Annotated in this window: 3 protein-coding genes; all 3 read right to left on the bottom strand. The window is 70.6% G+C overall.

Annotated elements, in window-relative coordinates; translation table 11 throughout:
• Positions 1-703 (bottom strand): UDP-N-acetylmuramate dehydrogenase (locus KZA10_RS14920; RefSeq protein WP_218683279.1); only part of this gene is annotated, 703 nt, incomplete at its 3' end.
• A 13-nt stretch (positions 704-716) separates the two neighbouring features.
• On the bottom strand, positions 717-1115 hold the full coding sequence (locus tag KZA10_RS14925) for a MaoC/PaaZ C-terminal domain-containing protein (protein WP_218683280.1): 399 nt from the start codon (positions 1113-1115) through the stop codon (positions 717-719).
• On the bottom strand, positions 1115-1508 hold a 394-nt coding region (locus KZA10_RS14930), incomplete at its 5' end, for a MaoC family dehydratase N-terminal domain-containing protein (RefSeq protein WP_218683281.1). The genes KZA10_RS14930 and KZA10_RS14925, both read right to left, overlap by 1 nt.

Here is a 1508-nt window from a genome sequence, read left to right on the forward strand (position 1 = left end):
GCATCCCCTTCGACGCCCGGGTCGCGAGGATGCGCTCGCGCACCCACCCCAGCGGAACGGGCATCTCATCGGTCAGGCCCAGCGCCCGACGCAGCTGCTCGCCGCGCACCACGCGCTCACCCGCGATGAGCAGGTCGACGGTCACGGAGAGGATCACGGCACGGCGCAGCGGCACACTCCCGTGGTGGTGCTTGAGCACCGAGGTGCGAAAGCCGAGTCCGAGCTCGGCGGCGGAAACCGTCGAGATCTCTCCGGTCGACTCGTCGATCAGCTCGACCTCGACCAGCGTCTCCTGGATCTCCTGCCCGTAGGCGCCGATGTTCTGCACGGGGGCGGCGCCGACCGTGCCGGGGATCCCGCTCATCGCCTCGAGGCCCGCGTAGCCGTGGGCGACGGCATAGGCGACCAGGTCGTCCCAGCCGTGTCCGGCCTGCGCACGCAGACGGATGCGTCCCTGATGCGGTGACGGCAGCTCTTCGATGCCCTCGGTGCGGACGCGGATGACGGTGCCCTCGAAGGGCTCGTCGCCCACGAAGAGGTTGGAGCCGCCGCCGAGCACGAACCACTCGTCACCGCGCGCCCACGTCTCGCGCAGGGCTTCGACCAGGCCGGCGGTCGTCGTCGCCTCGAACATCTGCTCCGGCGCCGCACCCGTACGCAGCGTGGTCAGCTCCGCGAGTCGGACCGGCTCGCTCTCCCGCATCACAGCGTCCTCATCAGACGGCGACGCGCAGCTGCGCCTTGACGAGCACGGTGGTCTCGCCGAACGTGACCTTGAGGTCGATGCGCGCGACCTCGTCGTCGACAGCACCGACGGTGGCGACGACGGTGATGTCAGCGCCCTCGACGGGGTCGACGACGACGGGCTTGGTGAAGCGCACGCCGTAGTCGAGGATGCGGGCGGCCGGGTCGAGCGCCGCGAGGACGACCGACGAGGCGATGCCCATCGTGAGCATGCCGTGCGCGAGCACGCCGGGAAGCCCGACGGACGCCGCGACGTCATCGCGGTAGTGGATCGGGTTGAAGTCTCCGGATGCCCCCGCGTAACGCACGAGCGATTCGCGGGTGAGGTGCACGGTGCGCTCAGCGAGCACGTCTCCGACGGTGTAGCCCATCAGGCAGCCTCTCCTTCATCCGCACTCGGCTCGGCACCGACCAGCAGCACGCTGGTGGCGGTGACGACATGGGCACCCGCTGGGTCGGTGATCTCGGCCTCGCTGGTGATCATCGCGTTGCCGCCCATCATGCGGATGCCGGTGACGCGCAGCTGCGCGGAGAGCTCGTCGCCCGCGACGATGGGGCGCGTGTAGGCGAAGCGCTGCTCGGCGTGGATGGTGCGCGCCAGCACGATGCCGGAGTCCTCCTGCCCCAGCAGCTGCTGGAGCGTGAGGTCCTGGATGACCATCGCGAAGGTCGGCGGCGCCACGACGTCGGAGAAGCCGGCCGCGCGGGCCGCCTTGAGGTCGGTGTGCTGCGGGGCATCGGCGAAGACGGCGCGAGCGAACTCG

Origin of the sequence: Microbacterium sp. BF1 (assembly GCF_019279095.1) — a bacterium.
GTDB lineage: Bacteria > Actinomycetota > Actinomycetes > Actinomycetales > Microbacteriaceae > Microbacterium > Microbacterium maritypicum.